Source organism: Agromyces sp. NPDC057679 (genome assembly GCF_042799635.1).
Classification (GTDB): Bacteria; Actinomycetota; Actinomycetes; order Actinomycetales; family Microbacteriaceae; genus Agromyces.
This window is the reverse complement of the sequence record NZ_JBHVIK010000003.1, coordinates 560355-582051: the sequence shown is the minus strand read 5'-3', so window position 1 is coordinate 582051 and position 21697 is coordinate 560355. Positions and strand designations below refer to the sequence as shown.

The window sequence follows — 21697 nt, the reverse complement described above, 5'->3', positions numbered from 1 at the left end:
GTTCAGCGGTCGCGGGCGATCGCGGCGTAGTTGCCCGCGGTGACCGCGATGAGGTCGTCGGGCGCGAGCTCGAGGTCGAGCCCGCGCCGGCCGCCCGAGACGTAGATCGTCTCGCAGAGGATCGCCGATTCGTCGAGCACGGTCGGCAGCGGCGTCTTCTGGCCGATGGGGCTGATGCCGCCGACGACGTAGCCGGTCTTGCGTTCGGCGACGCGCGGATCGGCCATCTCGGCGCGCTTGCCGCCGAGGGCGGCGGCCAGCGCCTTGAGGTCGAGCTGCGATGCGACCGGCACGATGCCGACCGCGAGCGAACCGTCGACCTCGGCGAGCAGGGTCTTGAACACGCGGGCCGGATCGAGCCCCAGCTTCTCGGCCGCCTCGAGGCCGTACGCCTGGGCCCGCGGGTCGTGCTCGTAGGCGAGGGCGGTGAACGCGATGCCGGCTCGTGCGAGGGCGAGCGTGGCCGGCGTGCCGGCCGCCGAGGCATCCGTGCGTCTGGCCATCATGCGTCGCCCTCGGCGCGGAACAGCCGCATCGACGGACCGGCGATCGTCATGCGCTCGCCGGGGGAGCGGGACGCCCGCCCGTCGTCGCCGGGAAGGGCCGACGGGGATTCCTCGGCCGAATCCCAGAGCAGCGTGTAGCCGGTGACGCCCGCCGCCGCAGGCAGCACGACCTCGGTCTCGGTCTCGCGCGCGTGCACGACGAGGAGGATGCGGTTGACCGCCTCGGTCTCGGGGGTCGACGCGGCGAGGTACTGGAGCGTCCGCTCGGCGGGCGAATTCCAGTCGTCGGCGTCCATGGTGTCGCCGTCCGCGTTGAACCAGTCCATCTGCGACGCGCTCGGGATGCGCTCGCCGCTGCGGCCGAACCTGATCGGGCGGAGTGCCGGGTTCTCGGCGCGCAGGCGCAGCAGGTGCCTCGTCGTGGCGAGCAGCTCGTCGCCGTAGCGGGGGCGCTCGTCGGCGGCCCACGCCAGCCAGCTGAGCGGCGAGTCGTGGCAGTACGCGTTGTTGTTGCCCCGCTGCGTGCGGCCGAACTCGTCGCCCGCGGTGAGCATCGGCACGCCGGCCGAGAGCAGCAGGGTGCCGAGGAGGTTCCGGATGCTGCGACGGCGCGCCGCACGGATCGCCGGATCCTGCGCCTCGCCCTCGACGCCGTGGTTGTACGAGTTGTTGTTGTCGGTGCCGTCGCGGTTCTGCTCCCCGTTGCCGAGGTTGTGCTTGACGTCGAAGGCCGTGAGGTCGGCGAGGGTGAATCCGTCGTGCGCGGTCACGAAGTTGAGGCTCGCGAGCGGCCCGCGCCCGGGTGAGAAGGTGTTCGACGAACCGGCGAGGCGGGTGGCGAACCGGCCGATGCCGCTGCCGGCCGAACCCGTCTCGCGTTCGCGGCGAAGGTCGCCGAGCCAGAAGTCGCGCATGCGGTCGCGGTAGCGGTCGTTCCACTCGCTGAACCCCGCCGGGAAGTTGCCCGTCTGCCAGCCGCCGGGGCCGACGTCCCACGGTTCGGCGATGAGCTTCGCCGCGCCGAGCACGGGGTCGGCGAGCATGCCCTGCAGGAGCGGGTGCTCGGGGGAGTAGCCGCCGTGGTCGTCGCGGCCGAGGGTCACGGCGAGGTCGAGGCGGAACCCGTCGACCTGCAGCTCCTCGGCGAAGTAGCGCATCGAGTCGAGCGCGAGCCGCACGGGCGCCTCACGCCCGAAGTCGAGGGTGTTGCCGCAGCCGGTCGTGTCGACGTATCGGCCGTGCGCGTCGTGCCGGTAGTAGCTCGCGTTGTCGATGCCGCGGAAGCTGTACGTCGGCCCCTGCCGCCCCTCTTCCGCGGTGTGGTTGTACACCACGTCGAGCACGACCTCGAGGCCCGCCTCGTGCAGGCGCCGCACCATGCCCGCGAACTCGCGTCGCACCGCGTGCGCCCCCTCGGCCTGTGCCGCGGCGCTCGCATAGGGCGCGTGCGCCGCGAAGAACGCGAGCGTGTTGTAGCCCCAGGAGTTCACGCGCCCCTGGCGCACGAGGCGCTGCTCGGAGACGAAGGCGTGCACCGGCAGCAGCTCGACGGTCGTCACCCCGAGTCCGGTCAGGTACTCGAGCGAGGCGTCGTGCGCGAGGCCCGCGTACGTGCCGCGCAGCGGCTCGGGCACGGCCTCGTTGAGCTTCGAGAAGCCGCGCACGTGGGCCTCGTAGATCACCGTCCGGTCGAGGGGCACGCGCGGCTTCGACACCCCGCCCCACTCGAAGCCCGACTCCTCGAGGCCGGCGACCACGACGCCGCGCCACGACCCGTCGTCGGCGCGGGCGAGCCCGCGCGCGTACGGGTCGAGCAGCGTGTGCACGGGGTTGAAGGCGTGGTCGAAGTCGGCAGGCCCATCGACCCGCAGGCCGTAGTGCGCGCCCGGGACGAGCCGCGCCGACTCGCCCGACCAGACGCCGTGCACGTCGCGCACGAGCGGGGTGCGCTCGACCGCCCAGTCGAGGTCGTCGGGGTCGAACACGACGAGGTCGATTGCGCTCGCATGCTCGGACCACACGCGGATCCGCCCGCCGTCGCCGTCGGCGCGGACGCCCAGGGCGTCGAGGGCATCGGGCGCTGGCATGCGTTCTACAGTAGTTCTTGCGGGCGATCGGCCTGCAAGCGCGTGCAGGCGGCGCGCCGGAGCATCCCCGCCTGTTCGTCGAGAGCTCTCGGGAGGGTGCATGGTCTACCTCGACCACGCGGCGACCACGCCGATGCTGCCCGAGGCGATCGAGGCGCTGACGTCCGCGCTCGCCGTGGTCGGCAACCCGGCCTCGATCCACAGCGCGGGCCAGCAGGCCAAGCGGCTGCTCGAGGAATCGCGCGAGCAGATCGCCGCCACGCTCGGTGCCGACGGCATCGAGATCGTCTTCACGGGCAACGGCACCGAAGCCGTGAACCTCGCGATCAAGGGCCTGTGGTGGCAGCGCCGCACGGATTCCGTCACCGGCGCCGTGCGCCCCCGCATCCTCGTGCCCGCCGGCGAGCACCACGCCACGATCGACGCGGTCGAGTGGCTCGCCGTGCACGAGGGGGCCGAGATCGTCGAGCTTCCGATCGACGAGGTGGGCCGGCTCCGGCTCGACGTGCTCGCCGAGGAGCTGGCGCGGGACGCGGCATCCGTCGCCCTCGTCACGATGCTCTGGGCGAACAACGAGGTCGGCACGATCCAGCCCGTCGAGGAGGTGGCACGACTGACCGCGCGGGCCGGGGTGCCGTTGCACGTCGACGCGATCGCCGCCTACGGGCAGGTGCCCGTCGACTTCCACGCCGTCCGCCGGGCGACCGACGCGCCGCGCGGCGCGGGGCTCGTGGCGCTCAGCGTCTCGGCGCACAAGATCGGCGGGCCGGCCGGCATCGGCGCCCTCGTCCTCGACCGCTCGGCGGCGGTCGAGCCGCTCATCCACGGGGGCGGCCAGCAGCGCAAGGTGCGCTCGGGCACGCAGGACGTCGCGGCCGCGGCCGCGTTCGCTGCGGCGGCCAGGGTGACCGCGTCGCGGCTCGACGACGATACGGCCAGGATGTCCGCGCTCCGCGACCGACTGGTCGCGGGCGTCGCGGCGGCCGTGCCGGAGGCGCGCCTGTCGGGCGACGTCGGCCCCGGGGCATCCGTCAGGCTGCCGGGCAACGCGCACTTCTCCTTCCCCGGCTGCGAGGGCGACTCGCTGCTCTTCCTCCTCGATGCCGCCGGCGTCGCCGTCTCGACCGGCTCGGCCTGCCAGGCGGGCGTGCCCGAACCCTCGCACGTGCTCATCGCGATGGGGCGCAGCGAGCCCGACGCCCGCGGAGCGCTCCGCATCACCATCGGGCACACCTCGGCCGACGCCGACGTCGACGCGTTCCTCGCGGCGCTGCCGGCGGCGCACGCGCAGGCCGCGAAGGCCGGGCTCGCGGCCCGGGCCACCTCGTTCGACCGCTGAACCGCCCTCGTGCCGGTCTGAACCGTCTCGCGGCCGCGTCGGCCCGCAGCGAATCACACTGATCGCGTGATGGACACGCCGTGGTGCCCGCCATAGGCTGCGGCCAACAGTCGCACGCAGTCCAGCCGGCACAAGGCCGCTGGCGAGAACGGGGGTTCGTGAAATGGCTGATCAGCAGGTTGCGGCGATCGCAGCGCAGTACGACGACGAGGCCACGGCGAAGACCGACTTCGCCGAGGTCGCGGCGCACTTCAAGGACTCCGACCACAAGCACGAGTCGTTCGACGCGGCGCTCATCCGACGTGGGCTGGGCGGCGAGCTCACCGTGGTCGAACGCGAGCTCAGCGGCCACCACAGCGCCCGGACGGGCCTCGGGGTCGGGCTCGCGACGGGACTCGCCGTGGCGCTCTTCCCCGCCGTCGCGCTCGGTGGCGCGCTCGTGGTCGCCGGCGGCTCCGGAGCAGGCATCGGCGCGATCGCCGGGCACCTCGCCCGCAAGTCGCCGTCGAAGGACCTCGAGGCGATTAGCGAGACCCTCGACGCCGGCAGCGCCGGCATCGTGGTGGTCGTCGATCCCGCCGATGCCGACGAGGTCGCGGCGCTGCTGGCGAAGGCGGCGAAGGTGACGCGGAAGGACCTCGCCGTCGACCGCGACGAGCTCGACGACGAGGTCGACGAAGCCTACGAGTGAGGCCGCGGGGCATTCGCTCAGCCGGGCTGCCTACACTGGTCGGGTGAAGGTTCTCGCAGCGATGAGCGGCGGCGTCGACAGCGCCGTCGCCGCTGCGCGCGCCGTCGAGGCGGGCCACGAGGTCGTCGGCGTGCATCTCGCGCTCAGCCGCATGCCCGGAACGCTCCGCACCGGCAGCCGCGGCTGCTGCACCATCGAGGACTCGATGGACGCGCAGCGCGCGGCGAACGTCCTCGGCATCCCGTACTACGTGTGGGACTTCTCCGAGCGGTTCAAGGCCGACGTCGTCGACGACTTCATCGCCGAGTACTCGGCGGGGCGCACCCCGAACCCCTGCATGCGCTGCAACGAGCGCATCAAGTTCGCCGCCCTCCTCGAGAAGGCGCTCGCGCTCGGCTTCGACGCCGTCGCCACCGGCCACTACGCGAAGGTCGTGACCGGCGACTCGGGCGCGCTCGAACTGCACCGCGCGAACGCGGAGTCGAAGGACCAGTCGTACGTGCTCGGGGTGCTCACGGCCGAGCAGCTCGCCCACGCCTACTTCCCGCTCGGAGACACCGCCTCGAAGCAGCTCGTGCGCGCCGAGGCGGCCGAGCGCGGGCTCAGCGTCGCGCAGAAGCCCGACTCCTACGACATCTGCTTCATCCCCGACGGCGACACGAAGGGCTGGCTCGCCGAGCGCGTCGGCACCGAGACGGGCGACATCGTCGACCGCTCGGGCGCCGTCGTCGGCTCGCACGAGGGCGCCCACGCGTTCACCGTGGGCCAGCGTCGCGGCATGCGTCTCGGCACGCCTGCGGCCGACGGCAAGCCCCGCTTCGTGCTCGAGGTGCGCCCGAAGGAGAACACGGTCGTCGTCGGCCCGAAGGAGGCGCTCGCGATCGGGCTCATCGCCGGATCGCGGTACTCGTGGGCGGGCCTCGGCCCCGTGGCATCCGGTCTCGTGGCCGCCGACGGCGACGCGTTCGACTGCGAGGTGCAGATCAGGGCGCACGCCGACCCGGTGCCGGCGTCGGCCGTGCTCGACGGCGGCGAGCTCGTCGTCACCCCGGTGCAGCCGCTCGACGGCGTCGCGCCGGGCCAGACCGCCGTGATCTACGTCGGCACTCGCGTGCTCGGCCAGTTCACGATCGACCGCACGGTCAGCGCGGTGCCGGTCGAGGCGTAGCCCCGTCGCCCGTCACTCGAACCGCTGTCGGGGGCGCCTCATATGATGGCGGGGTGAGCGAGACCCCCGCCGAGAACGACCTTCCGACCGATTTCGCCGCGGCCCGCGCCGAAGCCGACGCGCTCACGGCGCGCATCGAGGGCGCCCGCCTCGCCTACTACGGCGACGGCGACTCGCCCCTCTCCGACGCCGAGTACGACCTCGCGTTCCACCGGCTCGAGGCGCTCGAACGGGCGTTCCCCGAACTCGCGGGCCAAGACAGCCCCACCCAGCAGGTGGGTGCCGCGGTGGCGTCGGCCGGGTTCCCCGAGCACGAGCACGCCGAGCGCATGCTGAGCCTCGACAACGTCTTCTCGATCGACGAGTTCCGCGAGTGGGCGGCGAAGGCGCAGTCCGCGGCCGGTCGACCGGTGCACTGGCTCTCCGAGCTGAAGATCGACGGCCTCGCGATCAGCCTCGCCTACCGCGACGGCGTGCTCGAGACCGCGACGACCCGCGGCGACGGCCGGGTCGGTGAAGACATCACCGAGAACATCGACCTCATCCCCGTGATCCCGCGCCGGCTCGAGGGCTCGGGCTATCCGGCGTTCTTCGAGGTGCGCGGCGAGGTGTTCCTGCGCACCGTCGACTTCGAGGCGCTGAACGAGCGCCAGCACGCGCTGCAGGCCGCGTTCGAGGCCGACTGGCTCGCGAAGGGGCGTCCTGCCGACGCCGTGCCGACCCGATACCCCGAGTTCGCGAACGCCCGCAACACCGCGGCGGGCAGCCTCCGCCAGCGGCGCGAGAAGAAGAGCGAGTTCGAGCTCTCGCTCATGCGCGAACGCCTCGGCCGGCTCTCGCTCTACCTGCACGGCATCGGCGCCTGGGCCGACCCGTCGGTGCGGGCGCAATCCGAGATCTACGGGCTGCTCGCGTCGTGGGGTCTCCCCGTCTCGCCGCACTCACGGGTGTTCTCCTCCGTCGACGAGGTCGCCGACTACATCGTCGATCGGGGCGAGCACCGCCACGACGTCGAGCACGAGATCGACGGCATCGTCGTGAAGATCGACGAGCTCGAACTCCACGCCGAGCTCGGCGCGACCAGCCGGGCGCCGCGATGGGCGATCGCCTACAAGTACCCGCCCGAGGAGGTGCACACGAAGCTCCTCGACATCGTCGTCGGCGTCGGACGCACCGGCCGCGCAACGCCCTACGCGGTGATGGAGCCGGTGAAGGTCGCCGGCTCGACGGTCCGCCAGGCGACCCTGCACAACCAGCAGGTCGTGCGCGCCAAGGGGGTGCTCATCGGCGACACGGTCGTGCTCCGCAAGGCGGGCGACGTGATCCCCGAGATCCTCGGCGCGGTCGAGCAGCTGCGCGACGGCAGCGAGGTCGAGTGGCACATGCCCGAGCGCTGCCCCGAGTGCGGCACGCCGCTGCGGGCGATGAAAGAGGGCGACATCGACCTGCGCTGCCCGAACGCGAAGTCGTGCCCGGCGCAGGTGCGCGGCCGCGTCGAGCACATCGGCTCGCGCGGCGGGCTCGACATCGAGGCGCTCGGCGAGGTCACCGCCGCGGCCTTGACCCAGCCCTCGGTCCCGTCCGAGCCGCCGCTCGCGACCGAGGCGCGGCTGTTCGATCTCACCCTCGACGAACTCGTGCCCATCGAGGTCGTCGTGCGCGACGCCGAGACCGGTGAATCGAAGATCGACGAGACGACGGGCGAACCCGTCCGGCGTGCCCCCTTCCAGAAGGTGCGGGTCACCTACCCGCCGGGCACCGAGCAGCTGACCCCGGCCGAGCGCCGTGCGGCCGGAGTGAAGAAGGACTTCCGCGAGGTCCGGCCCTCGGAGGCGGCGACGAAGCTCCTCGCCGAACTCGAGAAGGCGAAGACGAAGCCGCTCTGGCGGCTGATCGTCTCGCTCAACATCCGTCACGTCGGTCCCGTCGCGGCCCGCGCGCTCGCCGACTGGTTCGGCTCGCTCGACGCCGTCCGTGCGGCCTCGCGCGACGAGCTGGCCGAGGTCGACGGGGTCGGCGGCATCATCGCCGACTCGCTCATCGACTGGTTCGGCGTCGACTGGCACGTCGAGATCGTCGACCGGTGGACGGCGGCGGGCGTGCAGTGGGCGACCCCGGGGCATCCCGGGCCGGGTGCCGCGGCCGCCGCCGGCGGAGTGCTCGCGGGCCTCACCGTCGTCGCGACGGGCAGCCTCGACGGCTTCACCCGCGACGGCGCGCAGGAGGCGATCATCGCCGCCGGCGGCAAGGCCGCCTCGAGCGTCTCGAAGAAGACCGATTTCGTCGCGGCGGGTCCGGGGGCGGGCTCGAAGCTCGCGAAGGCCGAGGAGCTCGGCATCCGCGTGCTCGATGCGGCGCAGTTCGCCGTGCTCGTGAGCGAGGGGCCCGCGGCACTCGACTGAACGCAGGCGGCCGGGGGCGGCGGAGAGCGGGGGGACATGACGAACGAACGGGGTGAGCCCGACGCGCGCGAGCGTGCAGGCGCGGGCGCCGAGGCCGCGGCGACGCGCCGCGACTTCCTGAAGCTCGGCGGCGCGGCCGCCGCCGGGGCGGTGGTCGGCGGTGCGGCCGGTGCCGCGATCACCGCCGCGGTCGCCGGCGCCGCGGGCCCGCCGCCGAGCGCGAGCCCCGTGGCATCCGGCGGCCCGATCGCCCACTGGGTCGTGCTGATGGGCGAGAACCGCTCGTTCGACAACCTGCTCGGTCGGCTCTACACACCCGACTCCGCGCCCGAGGGGGCGAGCTTCGACGGGCTCGCGTCGGGCGACTTCGCCAACGACGACCGCGACGGCACCCGTATCGCCGCGCACGTCTACGACGGGCCGACCGACGCGATCATGGGGCGTCCCGATCCCGATCCGGGCGAAGAGTACCCGCACGTGAACACGCAGCTCTTCGACGTGATCGATCCGGCGTCGAACGAGGGCAGCGGGGTCGGCGAGATGACGGCGCCATTCAACGCCCCGAACGACACCTCGTCACCCACGATGAGCGGATTCGTGCGCGACTACCGTTCGCACCTGCAGGCGCTCCGCCGCGGCGCCGAGCCGAGCGATCACGAGGTGCGGCAGATCATGGGCGGCTTCGCCCCCGAGATGCTGCCCGTGCTCTCGACCCTCGCACGCGAGTTCGCGGTGTTCGACCACTGGCACTGCGCGGTGCCGTCGCAGACGTTCTGCAACCGCTCGTTCTTCCACGCGTCGACCTCGCACGGATTCGTGACGAACGTCGAGAGCGGCGGCTACCGCAAGTGGCTCGACGCCCCCGCGGCACCCACGATCTTCAACCGGCTCGACGAGGCCGGGCTCACCTGGCGGGTCTACTTCGACGAGCTGCAGCTGATCTCCTTCACGGGGTTCCTGCATGCGCCGGCGCTCGAGAAGTACTGGCGCACCGAGCACTTCGCGACGATGGCCGACTTCGAGCGCGACGCGGCCGACGGCACCCTTCCCGTCTACGCCTTCATCGAGCCCCGCATGGTCTACGACCACAACGACTTCCACCCGCCGGTCGGGCGCCTGCGCGAGGGCGAGGCCGACGGCGAGCTCATCGTCGACAGCGCCGTCTCCGACGTGCGCGCGGGCGACGCCCTCGTGCACCGCGTCTACGAGGCCGTCAAGAACGCCGCCTCGACGACCGGGTCCAACGCGCTCAACACCCTGCTTCTCATCACCTTCGACGAGCACGGCGGCACCTACGACCACGTCGCGCCGCCGGGGGCGACCCCGCCCGACGCGAAGGGCGCCGGCGAGATGGGGTTCGCCTTCGACCGGCTCGGCGTGCGCGTGCCGGCGATCGCGGTCTCGGCGTACACCCGGGCCGGAACGGTCGTGAACGACGAATACCACCACGCGGCGCTCATCGCGACGCTCGCCCACGCGCACGGCCTTCACGAGCTCACCGATCGCGATCACGGCGCCCGGCGCCTCGACGCGGCGCTGAACCTCGATACGCCGCGACATCCCTCGACCTGGCCGTCGCCGACCCCGCAGTACGTGCCGCCGAATCCCGAGGCGACCGACCACCCCGGAACACGGCATCCCGACCGCCCGCTGAGTCCGCCGGCCCGTGGACTCCTGGGCCTGCTGCTGGCGAAGTTCGCGCCCGATGAACCGGTGCCCGAGACCTACGCCGACGCGCTCGATGCGCTCGAGCGGCACGGGCACGGCCTCTTCGGCGCACCCCGATAGAATCGTTGGATTCCCACCACGAGACGACGGAGCAGCATGTCCGAAATCAGTGCGGAGCAGGTCGCGCATCTCGCGAACCTCGCACGTATCGCGCTCACCGACGAAGAGATCGGGCACTTGACGACCGAACTCGCCCAGATCATGCACGCGGTCGAGAAGGTGAGCGAGGTGGCCACGCCCGACGTGCCGCCGACGAGCCACCCGATCCCGATGCAGAACGTGTACCGCGACGACGTCGTCGGCAACACGCTGACCGCGGAGGAGGCGCTCGCGGGCGCCCCCGAGTCCGACGGCTCGCGCTTCGTGGTCACCGCGATCCTGGGAGAAGAGCAGTGAGCGACGAACTGATCCGCCTGTCCGCCGCCGAGCTCGGCGAGAAGCTCGCCTCGGGCGACGTCTCCTCGGTCGAGGCCACGCGTGCGCACCTCGACCGCATCGCCGCCGTCGACGGCGCGGTGCACGCCTTCCTGCACGTCGAGGGCGAGCGCGCCGTCGAGACGGCCGCCGACATCGACCGCCGCCGCGCCGCGGGCGAGGCGCTCGGCCCGCTCGCCGGCGTGCCGATCGCCATCAAGGACGTGCTGGTCACGAAGGGCATGCCCTCGACCTCGGGCTCGCGCATCCTCGAGGGGTGGATCCCGCCCTACGACGCGACCCCGGTCACGAAGGTCCGCGAGGCGGGGCTCGTCCCGCTCGGCAAGACCAACATGGACGAGTTCGCGATGGGCTCCTCGACCGAGCACTCGGCCTACGGCCCGACCCACAACCCGTGGGACCTCGACCGCATCCCCGGCGGCTCCGGCGGCGGCTCGGCCGCCTCGGTCGCGGCCTTCGAGGCGCCGCTCGCCCTCGGCAGCGACACCGGCGGCTCGATCCGCCAGCCCGCGCACGTCACCGGCACCGTCGGCGTCAAGCCGACGTACGGCGCCGTCAGCCGCTACGGCTCGATCGCGCTGGCCTCGAGCCTCGACCAGATCGGCCCGGTCACCCGCACCGTGCTCGACGCGGCGCTGCTGCACGACGTCATCGCCGGGCACGACCCGCTCGACTCGACCTCGCTGCCGATGGCCTGGCCGTCGATGGCGGAGGCCGTCAAGCGGGCGGATGTCTCGGGCCTCCGCATCGGCGTCATCAAGGAACTCGACGGCGAGGGCTTCCAGCCCGGCGTCCGCCAGCGCTTCCACGAGGCGCTCGAGCTCCTCGAGCGCAACGGCGCCGAGATCGTCGAGGTCAGCGCCCCGCACTTCGAGTACTCGATCGCCGCGTACTACCTGATCCTCCCGGCCGAGGCCTCGTCGAACCTCGCGAAGTTCGACTCGGTGCGGTTCGGCCTGCGGGTCACGCCCGACGGCGCCGGCACTGTCGAGCAGGTCATGGCCGCGACGCGCGAGGCGGGCTTCGGCCCCGAGGTGAAGCGCCGCATCATCCTCGGCACCTACGCGCTCTCGGCCGGCTACTACGACGCGTACTACGGCAGCGCGCAGAAGGTGCGCACGCTCGTGCAGCGCGACTTCGACGCGGCGTTCGCGAAGGTCGACGTGCTCGCCTCGCCGACGGCGCCGACCACGGCGTTCAAGTTCGGCGAGAAGCTGGCCGACCCCGTCTCGATGTACCTCAACGACATCGCGACCATCCCCGCGAACCTCGCGGGCGTGCCCGGCATCTCGGTGCCGACCGGCCTCGCGCCCGAGGACGGCCTGCCCGTGGGCATCCAGTTCCTCGCGCCGGCGCGCGAGGACGCCCGCCTGTACAACGTCGGCGGCGCGCTCGAGCAGCTGCTCGTCGCCGAGTGGGGCGGCCCGCTGCTGGGCAAGGCTCCCGACCTGACCGCACATGAGCTCTTCGCGACCGAGGAAGGCGCACTCTGATGGCCCGCGCTGAACTGATGGACTTCGACAAGGCCCTCGAGCTCTTCGAGCCGGTGATCGGCCTCGAGGTGCACGTCGAGCTGAACACGACGACGAAGATGTTCTCGTCGGCGCCGAACCCGGCGAACTCCGCGTTCCACGGCGCCGAGCCGAACACGCTCGTCTCGCCGGTGTGCCTGGGCCTGCCGGGCTCGCTGCCGGTCGTGAACGGCGACGCCGTGCGCAAGTCGATCTCGCTGGGCCTCGCGCTCGGCTGCTCGATCGCCGAGTCGAGTCGCTTCGCGCGCAAGAACTACTTCTACCCCGACCTCGCGAAGAACTACCAGATCTCGCAGTACGACGAGCCGATCGCCTTCGACGGCGAGCTCGAGGTCGAGCTCGAGGGCGGCAAGACGTTCATGATCCCGATCGAGCGCGCCCACATGGAGGAGGACGCCGGCAAGCTGACGCACGTCGGCGGCTCGACGGGACGCATCCAGGGCGCCGAGTACTCGCTCGTCGACTACAACCGCGCGGGTGTGCCGCTCGTCGAGATCGTCACGCGTCCGATCTTCGGCGCCGAGGGGGATGCCCCGGCGCTCGCGAAGGCGTACGTCGCGACGATCCGCGACATCGCCCTCGCGCTCGGCATCTCCGAGGCGCGCATGGAGCGCGGCAACCTCCGCTGCGACGCGAACGTCTCGCTGCGTCCGCGCGGCCAGGAGAAGCTCGGCACCCGCACCGAGACGAAGAACGTGAACTCGTTCCGCTCGATCGAACGGGCGGTCCGCTACGAGATCCAGCGGCAGGCGGCGATCCTCGCCAAGGGCGGCACGATCACGCAGGAGACGCGGCACTGGCACGAGGACACGGGCGCGACGAGCGCCGGTCGTCCGAAATCCGACGCCGACGACTACCGCTACTTCCCCGAGCCCGACCTCGTGCCCGTGGTGCCCTCGGCCGAGCTCATCGACGAACTGCGCGCAGCGCTTCCCGAGCCGCCCGCCGCCCGCCGGCGTCGGCTGAAGGGCGAATGGGGCTTCACCGACCTCGAGTTCCAGGACGTCGCGAACAGCGGACTCCTCAACGAGGTCGCCGAGACGGTCGCCGCCGGCGCCTCGCCCGCCGCCGCCCGCAAGTGGTGGACCGGTGAGCTCACCCGCCTCGCGAACGCCTCGGAGCGCGACGCGGTCGAGCTGGCCACCCCGGCGCAGGTCGCCGAGCTCGCGGCGCTCGTCGAGGCGGGCACGCTCACCGACCGCCTGGCCCGCCAGGTGCTCGAGGGCGTCGTCGCCGGCGAGGGGTCGCCGCAGGAGATCGTCGACGCCCGCGGCCTCGCCGTCGTCTCCGACGACGGGGCGCTCATCGCCGCGATCGACCAGGCGCTCGCGTCGCAGCCCGACGTGCTCGCGAAGATCCGCGACGGCAAGGTGCAGGCCGCCGGTGCCGTCATCGGCGCCGTCATGAAGGCGATGCAGGGCAAGGCCGACGCCGCCCGCGTGCGCGAGCTCGTGCTCGAGCGTGCGGCCGCGGCCGAGTAGCGCGCCGAGCTCGTCGCGCCGAGAGCCGGGCCGGACGTCCGCGTCCGCCCGGCTCTCAGCCGTTTCCGGGGGAATGTCGAGAGAATCGAACTCCCTTCACGATCAGCGAGGACACCATGGGATTCTTCGATCGACTCTTCGGCGCACCCGAGCAGCCCGCACCGCGGCAGGCGCCGCCCGCCCGGCTGAGCGACGACGAGCTCGCGCTCGAGCGCTACCGCTACCTGCTGCGCACCGCCCCGCCCGAGTCGATCGAGCAGGTGCATGCCGAGGCCTTCGCGAAGCTCACACCCGAGCAGCGGGCCGCCGTGTACCGCTCGCTCGCCGATCAGGCGCCCGCGGGGGAGCGGCTCGTCTCCGACGAGCCGTCGGCCCTCGCACGGGCGGCCACCCGCGCCGAGCTCCGCGCGCCCGGCAGCATGGAGCGCGCGTTCCGCGGGGCCGACGCCGGCGGCGCCCGCGCCGGCCAGGCCGGCCCCTCGTTCGGCCAGATGTTCGGCAGCTCGCTGCTCGGCTCGATCGCGGGTGTGGTCGTCGGATCGGCGATCGCGCAGGCGCTGCTGCCCGACGCCTCGGCGTTCGACGCCGGTGGCGCCGACCAGGGCGCCGACGGCGCTGCCGACGCGGGCGCGAGCGACGCCTCGGCCGACGCCGGCTCCGACTCCGGTGGCGACTTCGGCGGGTTCGGCGACTTCGGCGGCGGCGACTTCGGCGGCGGCGGCGACTTCGGGTTCTAGTCCCGCGGCCGGTGTCGGGGCCGCACGCAGCGGCCGGCCGGTGTCGGCGGGCTCGGTTAGGGTCGGATCATGAGCAAGCAGGACGGCTCGTCGCGCCAGGTGACGACGGGTCCCGTCGACGATTCGGCGACCCCGATCCTGCATGTCGACATGGACGCCTTCTTCGTCTCGGTCGAACTGCTCAAGCGACCCGAACTGCGCGGCAGACCCGTGCTCGTCGGCGGCACCGCGGGCCGGGGCGTCGTGTCGGCCGCGAGCTACGAGGCCCGCCGCTACGGCGTGAACTCGGCGATGCCGATGTCGATCGCGCTGCAGCGCTGCCCGAATGCGGTCGTGCTCCGCGGCGACTACGCGAGCTACTCGCGGTACTCGAAAGAGGTCATGGGCATCTTCGAGTCGATCACCCCGCTCGTCGAACCGCTCTCGATCGACGAGGCGTTCCTCGACGTCTCGGGCGCGCGGCGCCTGCACGGCAGCCCCGCCGAGATCGCGTGGACGATCCGTCAGCGCGTGCAGCGCGAGACCGGCCTCACCTGTTCGATCGGGGTGGCCGCGTCGAAGTACGTCGCCAAGGTCGCCTCGAGCCGTGCCAAGCCCGACGGCATGCTCGTCGTTCCGGCCTCCGACACGGTGGCGTTCCTGCACCCGCTGCCCGTCTCCGCGCTGTGGGGCGTCGGGCGGGTGACCGAGGAGTCGCTCCTGCGACTCGGGCTGCGCACGGTCGGAGATGTCGCGGCGATGCCCGCCGACGCGCTCGAGCGGGCGGTCGGTCCGTCGCTCGCGGCACGGCTGACCCGGCTCGCCGACGGCATCGACCCGCGAGACGTCGAGACGACGCGATCCGAGAAGAGCATCGGCCACGAGGTGACCTTCGGGCACGACCTCACCGACCCCGAGCAGATCCGGCGCGAACTGCTCCGGCTGTCCGACGACGTCGCCGTGCGGTTGCGGCGCGCCGGCCTCGTGGGCCGCACGGTCGTCCTGAAGCTCCGCTACGGCGACTTCCGCACGGTCACGCGTTCGCGGACGCTCGGCGAACCCACCGACGTCGCGCGTCGCATCTACGACGAGGCGCAGGCGGCCCTGCCCGAACTGCTCGGCGACGGTGCGCGCATCCGGCTGATCGGCGTGCGCGCCGAGCACCTGCGCCCCTCGGGCGGCGGTGCCATGCTGTGGGATCCCGACGAGGAGTGGCGCGAGGCCGAGCGCGCGGTCGACGAGGTCACCGCGCGATTCGGCCGAGGAGCGGTGCGCCCGGCGGCGCTCGTACGGCCCGGCGGCGCCGACGGGGGCGCCGCCCGGGTGCCGTCGATGCGCCGGAAGCCGGTCGACGCCGAGGGGCGGGCACGCCTCGACGCCGAACGCGCCGAGGCAGCCGAGGCGGCCGAAGGGCGCGCAGGGGTGGATCGAACCCAGTTCGGCGGGTAGCGTGGCGGGCATGGCTGATCTCGTACTCGAACTGGCAGAGACCGTCGCCGGTGTCGGCGTGAAGACCTCGTACGGCGAGCCCGTCGACCTCGACGGCACCAAGGTCGTGCCCGTGGCCCTCGGCTACTACGGCTTCGGCGCCGGCAGCGGCAGCGACGAGAGCGGCGACCAGGCCGGCGGCGGCGGTGGCGGCGGCCTGTCCATTCCGCTCGGCGCATACGTCGGCCGCGCCGGGGGCGAGGTGCGCTTCGAGCCGAACCTGATCGGGCTCATCCTCGTCGTCACGCCGCTCGTGTGGGTGACCGGCAAGGCGCTGCGCTGGGTCATCCGCGCGCTCAAGCGCTGAGGGCCCCGCAGACCGTCGTCACGGTCTGCCGCGTCGGCGCGGGTCGACTCGTCGGGCGTATACTCGTCTGCGAACACGGGAGTCCGGTGAGCCGGGCTGAGAGGAAGGTTCTCAACCTTCGACCGTCGAACCTGATCTGGGTCATGCCAGCGCAGGGAGGGCAGATCATCTCAATATCCCGTGCCTCTTTCCACGAATCGAAAGGGCACGACAGTGCACACCACCGCACCCATCACTCCGTCCGCACGTGAGGCCGCGCCGAAGCGCGACTTCCGCTGGCGCGTCGTCGACATCGTCGTGGCCGCCGTCATCGCCGTCGCAACGGGCCTCCTGTTCCTGTTCTGGAACAACATCGGCTACGCCTGGTTCGTCGCCGCCGACGCGGTGACGCCGGGGCTCGGCGGTATCGCCGTCGGCATCTGGCTCATCGGCGGCGTCCTCGGCGGCCTCATCATCCGCAAGCCCGGTGCCGCGCTCTTCGTCGAACTCGTCGCCGCGATGGTCTCGGCGCTCGTCGGCAACCAGTGGGGCATCGAGACGATCTACTCGGGCCTCGCTCAGGGCCTCGGAGCCGAGCTCGTCTTCGCGCTGTTCCTCTACCGCCGGTTCGGCCTGACGCAGGCGATGCTCGCGGGTGCCGCGGCCGGCGCCGCCGCGTGGACGCTCGAGCTCTTCACCTCGGGCAACCTGCAGAAGTCGGCCGAGTTCCTCGCGCTCTACTTCGGCACCGTCGTCGTGTCGGGCGCGGTGCTCGCCGGCCTCGTCGGATGGTTGCTCGTGCGCGCCCTCGCGGCGACCGGGGCGCTCAGTCGCTTCGCCGCGGGCCAGGACGTCACGCAGCGGGTGTGAGCATGCCCGAATCGTCGGTGTCGTCGCCGGCCGCGGTCGAGGCGCGCGGCTGGGGATGGCGTCACGCCTCCCGGCTCCGCCCCGCCGTGGAGCAGCTCGACCTGCGCATCCACGCGGGGGAGCGGGTGCTCCTCCTCGGGCCTTCCGGGGCCGGCAAGTCGACGCTGCTCCACGCCCTCGCCGGCGTGCACGGCGGCGAGGACGAGGGCGAGCAGTACGGCGAACTCACCGTCGACGGTGTCGCGCCGTCGGCGGCGCGGGGCCGCGCCGGACTCGTCCTCCAGGATCCCGACTCGCAGGTGATCCTCGCCCGCGTCGGCGACGACGTCGCCTTCGGCTGCGAGAACCTCGGCGTGCCGCGCGACGAGATCTGGCCCCGCGTCCGCGCGTCGCTCGCCGACGTCGGCCTCGACCTGCCCCTCGACCACCCGAGCTCGGCGCTCTCGGGCGGGCAGAAGCAGCGGCTCGCCCTCGCGGGGGCGATCGCGATGCGTCCGGGGCTCCTGCTGCTCGACGAGCCCACCGCGAACCTCGACCCCGACGGCGTGCGCGAAGTGCGTGACGCGGTCGGGCGCGTGCTCGACCGCACCCGGGCGACGCTCGTCGTCGTCGAGCACCGCGTCGACGTCTGGCTCGACCTCGTCGATCGGGTCGTCGTGCTCGGACGCGACGGGCGCCTGCTCGCCGACGGCGCGCCGCGCGAGGTCCTCGTCACGCAGCGTCAGGTCCTCCTCGATGCGGGCGTCTGGGTGCCGGGCGTCCCGCTGCCCGGCACCGCCGCTGACGACGTCGGCGGGCGGGCGGGCGACGTGCCCGACGGTGCCGGGCCAGGCGGGCCCGGTGGACCCGCGGGCCGCATCGCGCTCGAACCGGCGCTCGGCGCACGCGGACTCGCCATCGGACGGCGGTCGAACGCCGTCGTGCAGCGCGGGCTCGACCTCGGCATCGCAGCGGGAGCCAGCACGGTGGTCACGGGGCCGAACGGCGTCGGCAAGTCGACGCTCGCACTCACCCTCGGCGGCCTCCTGCGTCCGCTCGAGGGGCGCGTCGAGGCATCCCGCATGCTCGCCGCCGGCCTCAAGCGCGAGCCGATCGCCTGGCGCTCGCGCGAGCTCCTCACCCGCATCGGCACGGTCTTCCAGGAGCCCGAGCACCAGTTCGTCGCGTCGACGGTGGCGGGAGAGCTCGCGGTCGGGCTCCGCGCGCTCCGGCTCGACGAGGCCGTGATCACCGCCCGGGTCGACGAGCTCCTCGGGCGGCTCCGCCTCGATCATCTCGCCCGCGCGAACCCCTTCACGCTGTCGGGCGGCGAGAAGCGCCGTCTCTCGGTCGCGGCGGTGCTCGCGGCCCGGCCGTCGGTGCTCATTCTCGACGAGCCGACCTTCGGTCAGGATCGCCTGACCTGGATCGAGCTCACCGCGCTCCTCCGCGGCCTCGTGGATGACGGGCTCGCGCTCGTCTCGGTCACGCACGACGCCGCGTTCATCGCCGAGCTCGGCGACGAACGCCTCGGTCTCTCGGCATCGACGGCGAGGGAGTTCGCATGAGCGCCGACGCGCTTCCCGTGCAGCAGGAGGCACCGCGCCTCCGCTTCGTCGACCGCGTGAATCCCGTGAGTCGCCTCGCCGCGGCGATGCTGCTCACCACCCCGCTGCTCCTCACCGTCGACTGGGTCAGCGCGGCGACCGCGCTCCTCATCCAGCTCGTGCTCTTCGCCGTCGCCGGGGTCACCCTGCCGACGCTGCTCCGTCGCGCCTGGCCGGTCCTCATCGCCGCTCCGATCGCCGGGGTGAGCATGCTGCTCTACGGGCAGCCGTCGGGCGAGGAGTACTGGAGCTTCTGGCTCGCCCGTATCACCGACGGATCGATCGAGCTCGCGATCGCGGTCACCGTGCGCGTGCTCGCGATCGGCCTGCCCGCCGTGCTGCTCTTCATGCACGTCGACCCGACCGAGCTCGCCGACGGGCTGGCGCAGGTCTGGCACCTGCCGAGCCGGTTCGTGCTGGGGGCGCTCGCCGGCGCCCGACTCGTCGGGCTGTTCATCGAGGACTGGCAGGCGATGTCGCTCAGCCGCCGAGCCCGGGGGATCGGCGACCACGGGGCGCTACGGCGATTCGCGACGATGGCGTTCGCGCTGCTCGTGCTCGCCATCCGCCGCGGGTCGAAGCTCGCCACGGCGATGGAGGCGCGCGGGTTCGGCAGCGGGGCGCCGCGAACGTGGGCGCGCACCTCCACGGTGGGTTGGCCCGATCTCGTGCTCATCGTGCTCGCCGTGACGATCGCCGCCGTCTCGATCGCCGCGGCGGTCTGGGCCGGCACCTTCCACGCGGTGTGGTCGTGACCGACGAGGCCCACCGCCGCGCCGCGGCGCTGCACCTCGCGCGAGCCGCCGTGCGGGGTTCGGTCCTCGCTCGGGCCGGCGCCGGCGGCGGCGCGGGTGTGATCGTCGCGATCGACGGGCCGAGCGGATCGGGCAAGAGCACCTTCGCCGACCAGCTCGCCGCCCGCTGGCCGGGGCGGCGCGCCCGGCTCGTCCGGCTCGACGAGGTCTACCCGGGTTGGCACGGACTCGCCGCCGCCTCGGGGTCGCTCGATCGCACGCTGCTCGCACGGCACGCCCGCGGGGTGCCGGGCGGCTGGCGTCGCTGGGACTGGGCGGAGGGGCGCCACGCCGACGCGGTCGTGCTGCCGCCCGTGTCCCCGCTCGTCCTCGAGGGATGCGGCGCGTTCGAGGCGGTCGCCCGGCGCCCCGACGTCGTGCGCGTCTGGCTGCGCGCCGCCGACGACACCCGCAGGCTGCGCGCGCTCGCCCGCGACGCGGGACGATTCGACCCGTACTGGGATCTCTGGGAGACCGAGTGGCGGCGCTACGTGCACCGGGTGCGGCCGCTGCGCTCGGCCGACCTCGTCATCACCCTTCCGGCGATCGACTGACGCGTTTCACGCGGGGCTACGGGCGCAGAAGGCCGGCTGAGGGCTACGGTGGACACATGAGTGCAGATTCGGTCGGCGCCCAGTACGTCGCAGAGTTCATCGACGGACCGCTCGAGGGCGAGTTCGACCACCGCGCCCTGGTCTCAGGCAAGGCCGAGCGGCGCATCGGCATGGTCGCGGCCGTCGACGGCCTCGAGTCGCTGTTCTGGTACGACGCCGTCGACGAGCGCCAGGTCAACGGGGAGCTGCGGGTCAGGTTCCGCTTCGACGCCGACGACTCCGACCCGGTCGAGTCCGACGACGAGAACGACTGAGGCGCTCGCTCAGCTCGACGGGCCGGCGAGGAACGCCGCGATGAGCGGTGCCGGATTGACGAGGCGCCACAGCGGCCCCGGGTCGTCGATGTCGGCCGACAGTTCGAGTTCGCTGCGGATGTCGCCGTTCGCGGTCGGCACCGTCACGCTGCCCACGGCGCGCCCGGCGGGGGCGGTCGTGAACGGCTCCACGACGACGGATGCCTCGCCGGGATCACTGCCCCACGCGGCATCCGTGCGACCGGTGCGCGCGATCAGCGCAGCCGAGTCGCCCCAGGCCGTCGTGACGGTGCCGTACTCGCCCCCTTCGGCGATGACCGTGACGGGCTGCGAGGCCGCGATCGCCGAGGCCACCGCGTCGGAGACCGCCGGGTCGAGCGTCTCGTAGTCGGGCATGGTCGTCATCGCCCCGATGGCGCGGGTGGGCTCGCCGCCGTCGGCTGCGGGCAGCACGGTGCTGAAGATGAAGCAGACGCCCGCCTGGTCGGTGTAGCTGCGCGAGAGGGCGCGCGCGCCCGACTCGCGGAGGTGGTCGATGACGTCGGGCACGTTGCGCGCCGTCGAATCGGATGCCTCCGGCGCGGTCACGATCGCCGTGAGCGCGGGGTCGGCGTAGAGGAGCGCGCCGAGGCGCGCGAGCTCTTCGGCGGTGCCCACGTTGTCGCCCGAGAGGCCGGTGGCGTCGGCGACCCTGGTCGCCTCGAATCCGTTCGCCTCGAGCCAGGCGTTCGCCTCGTCGACGTAGGCCTCGGTGCTGCCGAACGCCCAGCGCACGAGGGTGTCGGCGTGGTTGTTGCTCGACGCGAGCAGCGTCGCACGCACGACATCGCGCTCGGACCACGAGTCGCCGGGCGAGACCTGCAGCGTGCGGTTGCCGTTCTTCACGTGGTCGAGGTAGTTCGTGTAGTCGGCGGGGCCGATCGTGATCGAGGGGCCGGGCCCCGTCGCCGGGAGCGGCAGCGAGTCGAGGGTCGCGAGCACCGCGATGAGCTTCGCCGCGCCGCCGATCGGCACGGTTCCGGTGTCGCCGCCGACGGCGAGCGTCTCGGCCGCACCATCGGTGCCGACGATCGCGAGCGCGCTCGCACCGGTGTCGGGGAGCACGATGGGCGCGGCCGGCTCGCCGGCGGTCGCTGCGGCGGCGTCGACGCGGACGGTGGCTTCGGGCAGCGGGCCGAGCAGCATCGCCGGGCCGTAGACGCCGATGGCGAGGATCGCGACGGCGCCGAGGGCGATACCGACGATCCGACCGGGGGAGAGACTCATGGAATCAGCGTAACGGTGCGGGAATCACGCCCAGCCCAGCTCGTGGAGCCGGTCGTCGTCGATCCCGTAGAAATGGGCGATCTCGTGCACGAGGGTCACGTGGATCTCGTCGCGCAGTTCGTCTTCGGTCTCGCAGATCGCGAGCAGCGATTCGCGGTAGAGGATGATCCGGTCGGGCATCTCGCCGAAGCCGTAGCGGTCGCGCTCGGTGAGCGCGAAGCCGTCGTAGAGCCCGAGCAGGTCGAGCGACCCGTCCTCGGGGCGGTCCTCGACCACGAACACGACGTTCTCGAGCCCGTCGACCATGTCGTCGGGCAGCTGGTCGAGTTCATCGACGACGAGCGCCTCGAAGGCTTCGGCATCGAGTTCCACGAATCTCCTCCGTCGATGGTGCGTCGTTGCGATCGGTCGTGCGTCGGTCCGGTGAAAGCGCGAAGCGCGGGCCCGCAGGGGA

At 72.8% G+C, this 21697-nt stretch carries 20 protein-coding genes and 1 riboswitch; of the genes, 16 read left to right on the top strand and 4 right to left on the bottom strand.

Annotation, left to right across the window (positions count from 1 at the left end; translation table 11 throughout):
* Window positions 1–2: 2 nt before the first annotated feature.
* Both ybaK and glgX read right to left on the bottom strand, forming a co-directional pair.
* Entirely contained in the window at window positions 3–503 is a 501-nt protein-coding gene (ybaK, locus tag ACFVAJ_RS15700) for a Cys-tRNA(Pro) deacylase (RefSeq protein ID WP_376945846.1), read from the bottom strand.
* Window positions 503–2593: a glycogen debranching protein GlgX gene (gene glgX / locus ACFVAJ_RS15695; RefSeq protein WP_376945680.1), complete on the bottom strand. Its 2091-nt coding sequence runs from the start codon at window positions 2591–2593 to the stop codon at window positions 503–505. Before glgX ends, ybaK begins: the two co-directional genes overlap by 1 nt.
* A 100-nt stretch (window positions 2594–2693) precedes the next feature.
* Between glgX and ACFVAJ_RS15690 the strand changes: the two genes are divergently transcribed.
* From ACFVAJ_RS15690 to ACFVAJ_RS15615, 16 genes are all read left to right on the top strand, one after another.
* Window positions 2694–3932 carry a cysteine desulfurase family protein gene (locus tag ACFVAJ_RS15690; protein WP_376945678.1) on the top strand — a complete coding sequence of 413 codons (1239 nt, stop codon included), beginning with the start codon at window positions 2694–2696 and terminating at the stop codon, window positions 3930–3932.
* Window positions 3933–4095: 163 nt separating this feature from the next.
* Window positions 4096–4623: a DUF1269 domain-containing protein gene (locus tag ACFVAJ_RS15685; RefSeq protein ID WP_376945676.1), complete on the top strand. Its 528-nt coding sequence runs from the start codon at window positions 4096–4098 to the stop codon at window positions 4621–4623.
* Between the two features lie 43 nt (window positions 4624–4666).
* On the top strand, window positions 4667–5791 hold the full coding sequence (gene mnmA, locus ACFVAJ_RS15680; RefSeq protein ID WP_376945674.1) for a tRNA 2-thiouridine(34) synthase MnmA: 1125 nt from the start codon (window positions 4667–4669) through the stop codon (window positions 5789–5791).
* A 53-nt stretch (window positions 5792–5844) separates the two neighbouring features.
* A complete protein-coding gene (ligA, locus tag ACFVAJ_RS15675; RefSeq protein WP_376945672.1) occupies window positions 5845–8193 on the top strand; it encodes an NAD-dependent DNA ligase LigA in 2349 nt (782 codons plus the stop codon).
* A 36-nt stretch (window positions 8194–8229) separates the two neighbouring features.
* On the top strand, window positions 8230–9981 hold the full coding sequence (locus ACFVAJ_RS15670) for an alkaline phosphatase family protein (protein ID WP_376945670.1): 1752 nt from the start codon (window positions 8230–8232) through the stop codon (window positions 9979–9981).
* Between the two features lie 36 nt (window positions 9982–10017).
* A complete protein-coding gene (gene gatC, locus ACFVAJ_RS15665) occupies window positions 10018–10317 on the top strand; it encodes an Asp-tRNA(Asn)/Glu-tRNA(Gln) amidotransferase subunit GatC (protein WP_376945668.1) in 300 nt (99 codons plus the stop codon).
* Complete coding sequence (gene gatA / locus ACFVAJ_RS15660) at window positions 10314–11849, top strand: Asp-tRNA(Asn)/Glu-tRNA(Gln) amidotransferase subunit GatA (RefSeq protein ID WP_376945666.1); 1536 nt, start codon at window positions 10314–10316, stop codon at window positions 11847–11849. The genes gatC and gatA overlap by 4 nt, the downstream gene beginning before the upstream one ends.
* Entirely contained in the window at window positions 11849–13369 is a 1521-nt protein-coding gene (gatB, locus tag ACFVAJ_RS15655; protein WP_376945664.1) for an Asp-tRNA(Asn)/Glu-tRNA(Gln) amidotransferase subunit GatB, read from the top strand. Before gatA ends, gatB begins: the two co-directional genes overlap by 1 nt.
* Before the next feature lie 116 nt (window positions 13370–13485).
* Window positions 13486–14106, top strand: coding sequence for a hypothetical protein (locus ACFVAJ_RS15650; protein WP_376945662.1), 621 nt, complete (start codon window positions 13486–13488; stop codon window positions 14104–14106).
* Window positions 14107–14175: 69 nt separating this feature from the next.
* Window positions 14176–15534 (top strand): DNA polymerase IV, encoded by a 1359-nt coding sequence (locus ACFVAJ_RS15645; RefSeq protein ID WP_376945660.1) that lies wholly within the window; start codon window positions 14176–14178, stop codon window positions 15532–15534.
* Window positions 15535–15544: 10 nt separating this feature from the next.
* Window positions 15545–15880, top strand: a complete 336-nt coding sequence (locus ACFVAJ_RS15640) for a hypothetical protein (RefSeq protein ID WP_376945658.1) — start codon at window positions 15545–15547, stop codon at window positions 15878–15880.
* Window positions 15881–15945: 65 nt separating this feature from the next.
* A riboswitch (TPP riboswitch) is annotated at window positions 15946–16055 on the top strand.
* Between the two features lie 38 nt (window positions 16056–16093).
* Complete coding sequence (locus ACFVAJ_RS15635; protein ID WP_376945656.1) at window positions 16094–16729, top strand: ECF transporter S component; 636 nt, start codon at window positions 16094–16096, stop codon at window positions 16727–16729.
* Window positions 16730–16731: 2 nt separating this feature from the next.
* Window positions 16732–18276, top strand: coding sequence for an ABC transporter ATP-binding protein (locus ACFVAJ_RS15630; RefSeq protein ID WP_376945654.1), 1545 nt, complete (start codon window positions 16732–16734; stop codon window positions 18274–18276).
* Window positions 18273–19070: an energy-coupling factor transporter transmembrane component T family protein gene (locus tag ACFVAJ_RS15625; protein ID WP_376945652.1), complete on the top strand. Its 798-nt coding sequence runs from the start codon at window positions 18273–18275 to the stop codon at window positions 19068–19070. Before ACFVAJ_RS15630 ends, ACFVAJ_RS15625 begins: the two co-directional genes overlap by 4 nt.
* A complete protein-coding gene (locus tag ACFVAJ_RS15620; RefSeq protein ID WP_376945650.1) occupies window positions 19067–19663 on the top strand; it encodes an AAA family ATPase in 597 nt (198 codons plus the stop codon). The genes ACFVAJ_RS15625 and ACFVAJ_RS15620 overlap by 4 nt, the downstream gene beginning before the upstream one ends.
* 56 nt (window positions 19664–19719) lie before the next feature.
* Window positions 19720–19977 carry a hypothetical protein gene (locus ACFVAJ_RS15615; protein ID WP_376945648.1) on the top strand — a complete coding sequence of 86 codons (258 nt, stop codon included), beginning with the start codon at window positions 19720–19722 and terminating at the stop codon, window positions 19975–19977.
* A 9-nt stretch (window positions 19978–19986) separates the two neighbouring features.
* On the opposite strand, the gene ACFVAJ_RS15610 is transcribed toward ACFVAJ_RS15615, so the two are convergent.
* Together ACFVAJ_RS15610 and ACFVAJ_RS15605 are read right to left on the bottom strand one after the other, a co-directional pair.
* On the bottom strand, window positions 19987–21243 hold the full coding sequence (locus ACFVAJ_RS15610; protein ID WP_376945646.1) for a hypothetical protein: 1257 nt from the start codon (window positions 21241–21243) through the stop codon (window positions 19987–19989).
* Window positions 21244–21267: 24 nt separating this feature from the next.
* On the bottom strand, window positions 21268–21615 hold the full coding sequence (locus tag ACFVAJ_RS15605) for a metallopeptidase family protein (RefSeq protein ID WP_376945642.1): 348 nt from the start codon (window positions 21613–21615) through the stop codon (window positions 21268–21270).
* Between the last annotated feature and the right edge of the window lie 82 nt (window positions 21616–21697).

What these genes read in the sequence shown, in the direction of transcription:
- ybaK (WP_376945846.1), bottom strand. Translation starts at nt 503, where the DNA reads ATGGCCAGACGCACGGATGCCTCGGCGGCCGGCACGCCGGCCACGCTC.
- glgX (WP_376945680.1), bottom strand. Translation starts at nt 2,593, where the DNA reads ATGCCAGCGCCCGATGCCCTCGACGCCCTGGGCGTCCGCGCCGACGGC.
- ACFVAJ_RS15690 (WP_376945678.1), top strand. Translation starts at nt 2,694, where the DNA reads ATGGTCTACCTCGACCACGCGGCGACCACGCCGATGCTGCCCGAGGCG.
- ACFVAJ_RS15685 (WP_376945676.1), top strand. Translation starts at nt 4,096, where the DNA reads ATGGCTGATCAGCAGGTTGCGGCGATCGCAGCGCAGTACGACGACGAG.
- ACFVAJ_RS15670 (WP_376945670.1), top strand. Translation starts at nt 8,230, where the DNA reads ATGACGAACGAACGGGGTGAGCCCGACGCGCGCGAGCGTGCAGGCGCG.
- gatC (WP_376945668.1), top strand. Translation starts at nt 10,018, where the DNA reads ATGTCCGAAATCAGTGCGGAGCAGGTCGCGCATCTCGCGAACCTCGCA.
- gatB (WP_376945664.1), top strand. Translation starts at nt 11,849, where the DNA reads ATGGCCCGCGCTGAACTGATGGACTTCGACAAGGCCCTCGAGCTCTTC.
- ACFVAJ_RS15650 (WP_376945662.1), top strand. Translation starts at nt 13,486, where the DNA reads ATGGGATTCTTCGATCGACTCTTCGGCGCACCCGAGCAGCCCGCACCG.
- ACFVAJ_RS15645 (WP_376945660.1), top strand. Translation starts at nt 14,176, where the DNA reads ATGAGCAAGCAGGACGGCTCGTCGCGCCAGGTGACGACGGGTCCCGTC.
- ACFVAJ_RS15640 (WP_376945658.1), top strand. Translation starts at nt 15,545, where the DNA reads ATGGCTGATCTCGTACTCGAACTGGCAGAGACCGTCGCCGGTGTCGGC.
- ACFVAJ_RS15630 (WP_376945654.1), top strand. Translation starts at nt 16,732, where the DNA reads ATGCCCGAATCGTCGGTGTCGTCGCCGGCCGCGGTCGAGGCGCGCGGC.
- ACFVAJ_RS15625 (WP_376945652.1), top strand. Translation starts at nt 18,273, where the DNA reads ATGAGCGCCGACGCGCTTCCCGTGCAGCAGGAGGCACCGCGCCTCCGC.
- ACFVAJ_RS15615 (WP_376945648.1), top strand. Translation starts at nt 19,720, where the DNA reads ATGAGTGCAGATTCGGTCGGCGCCCAGTACGTCGCAGAGTTCATCGAC.
- ACFVAJ_RS15610 (WP_376945646.1), bottom strand. Translation starts at nt 21,243, where the DNA reads ATGAGTCTCTCCCCCGGTCGGATCGTCGGTATCGCCCTCGGCGCCGTC.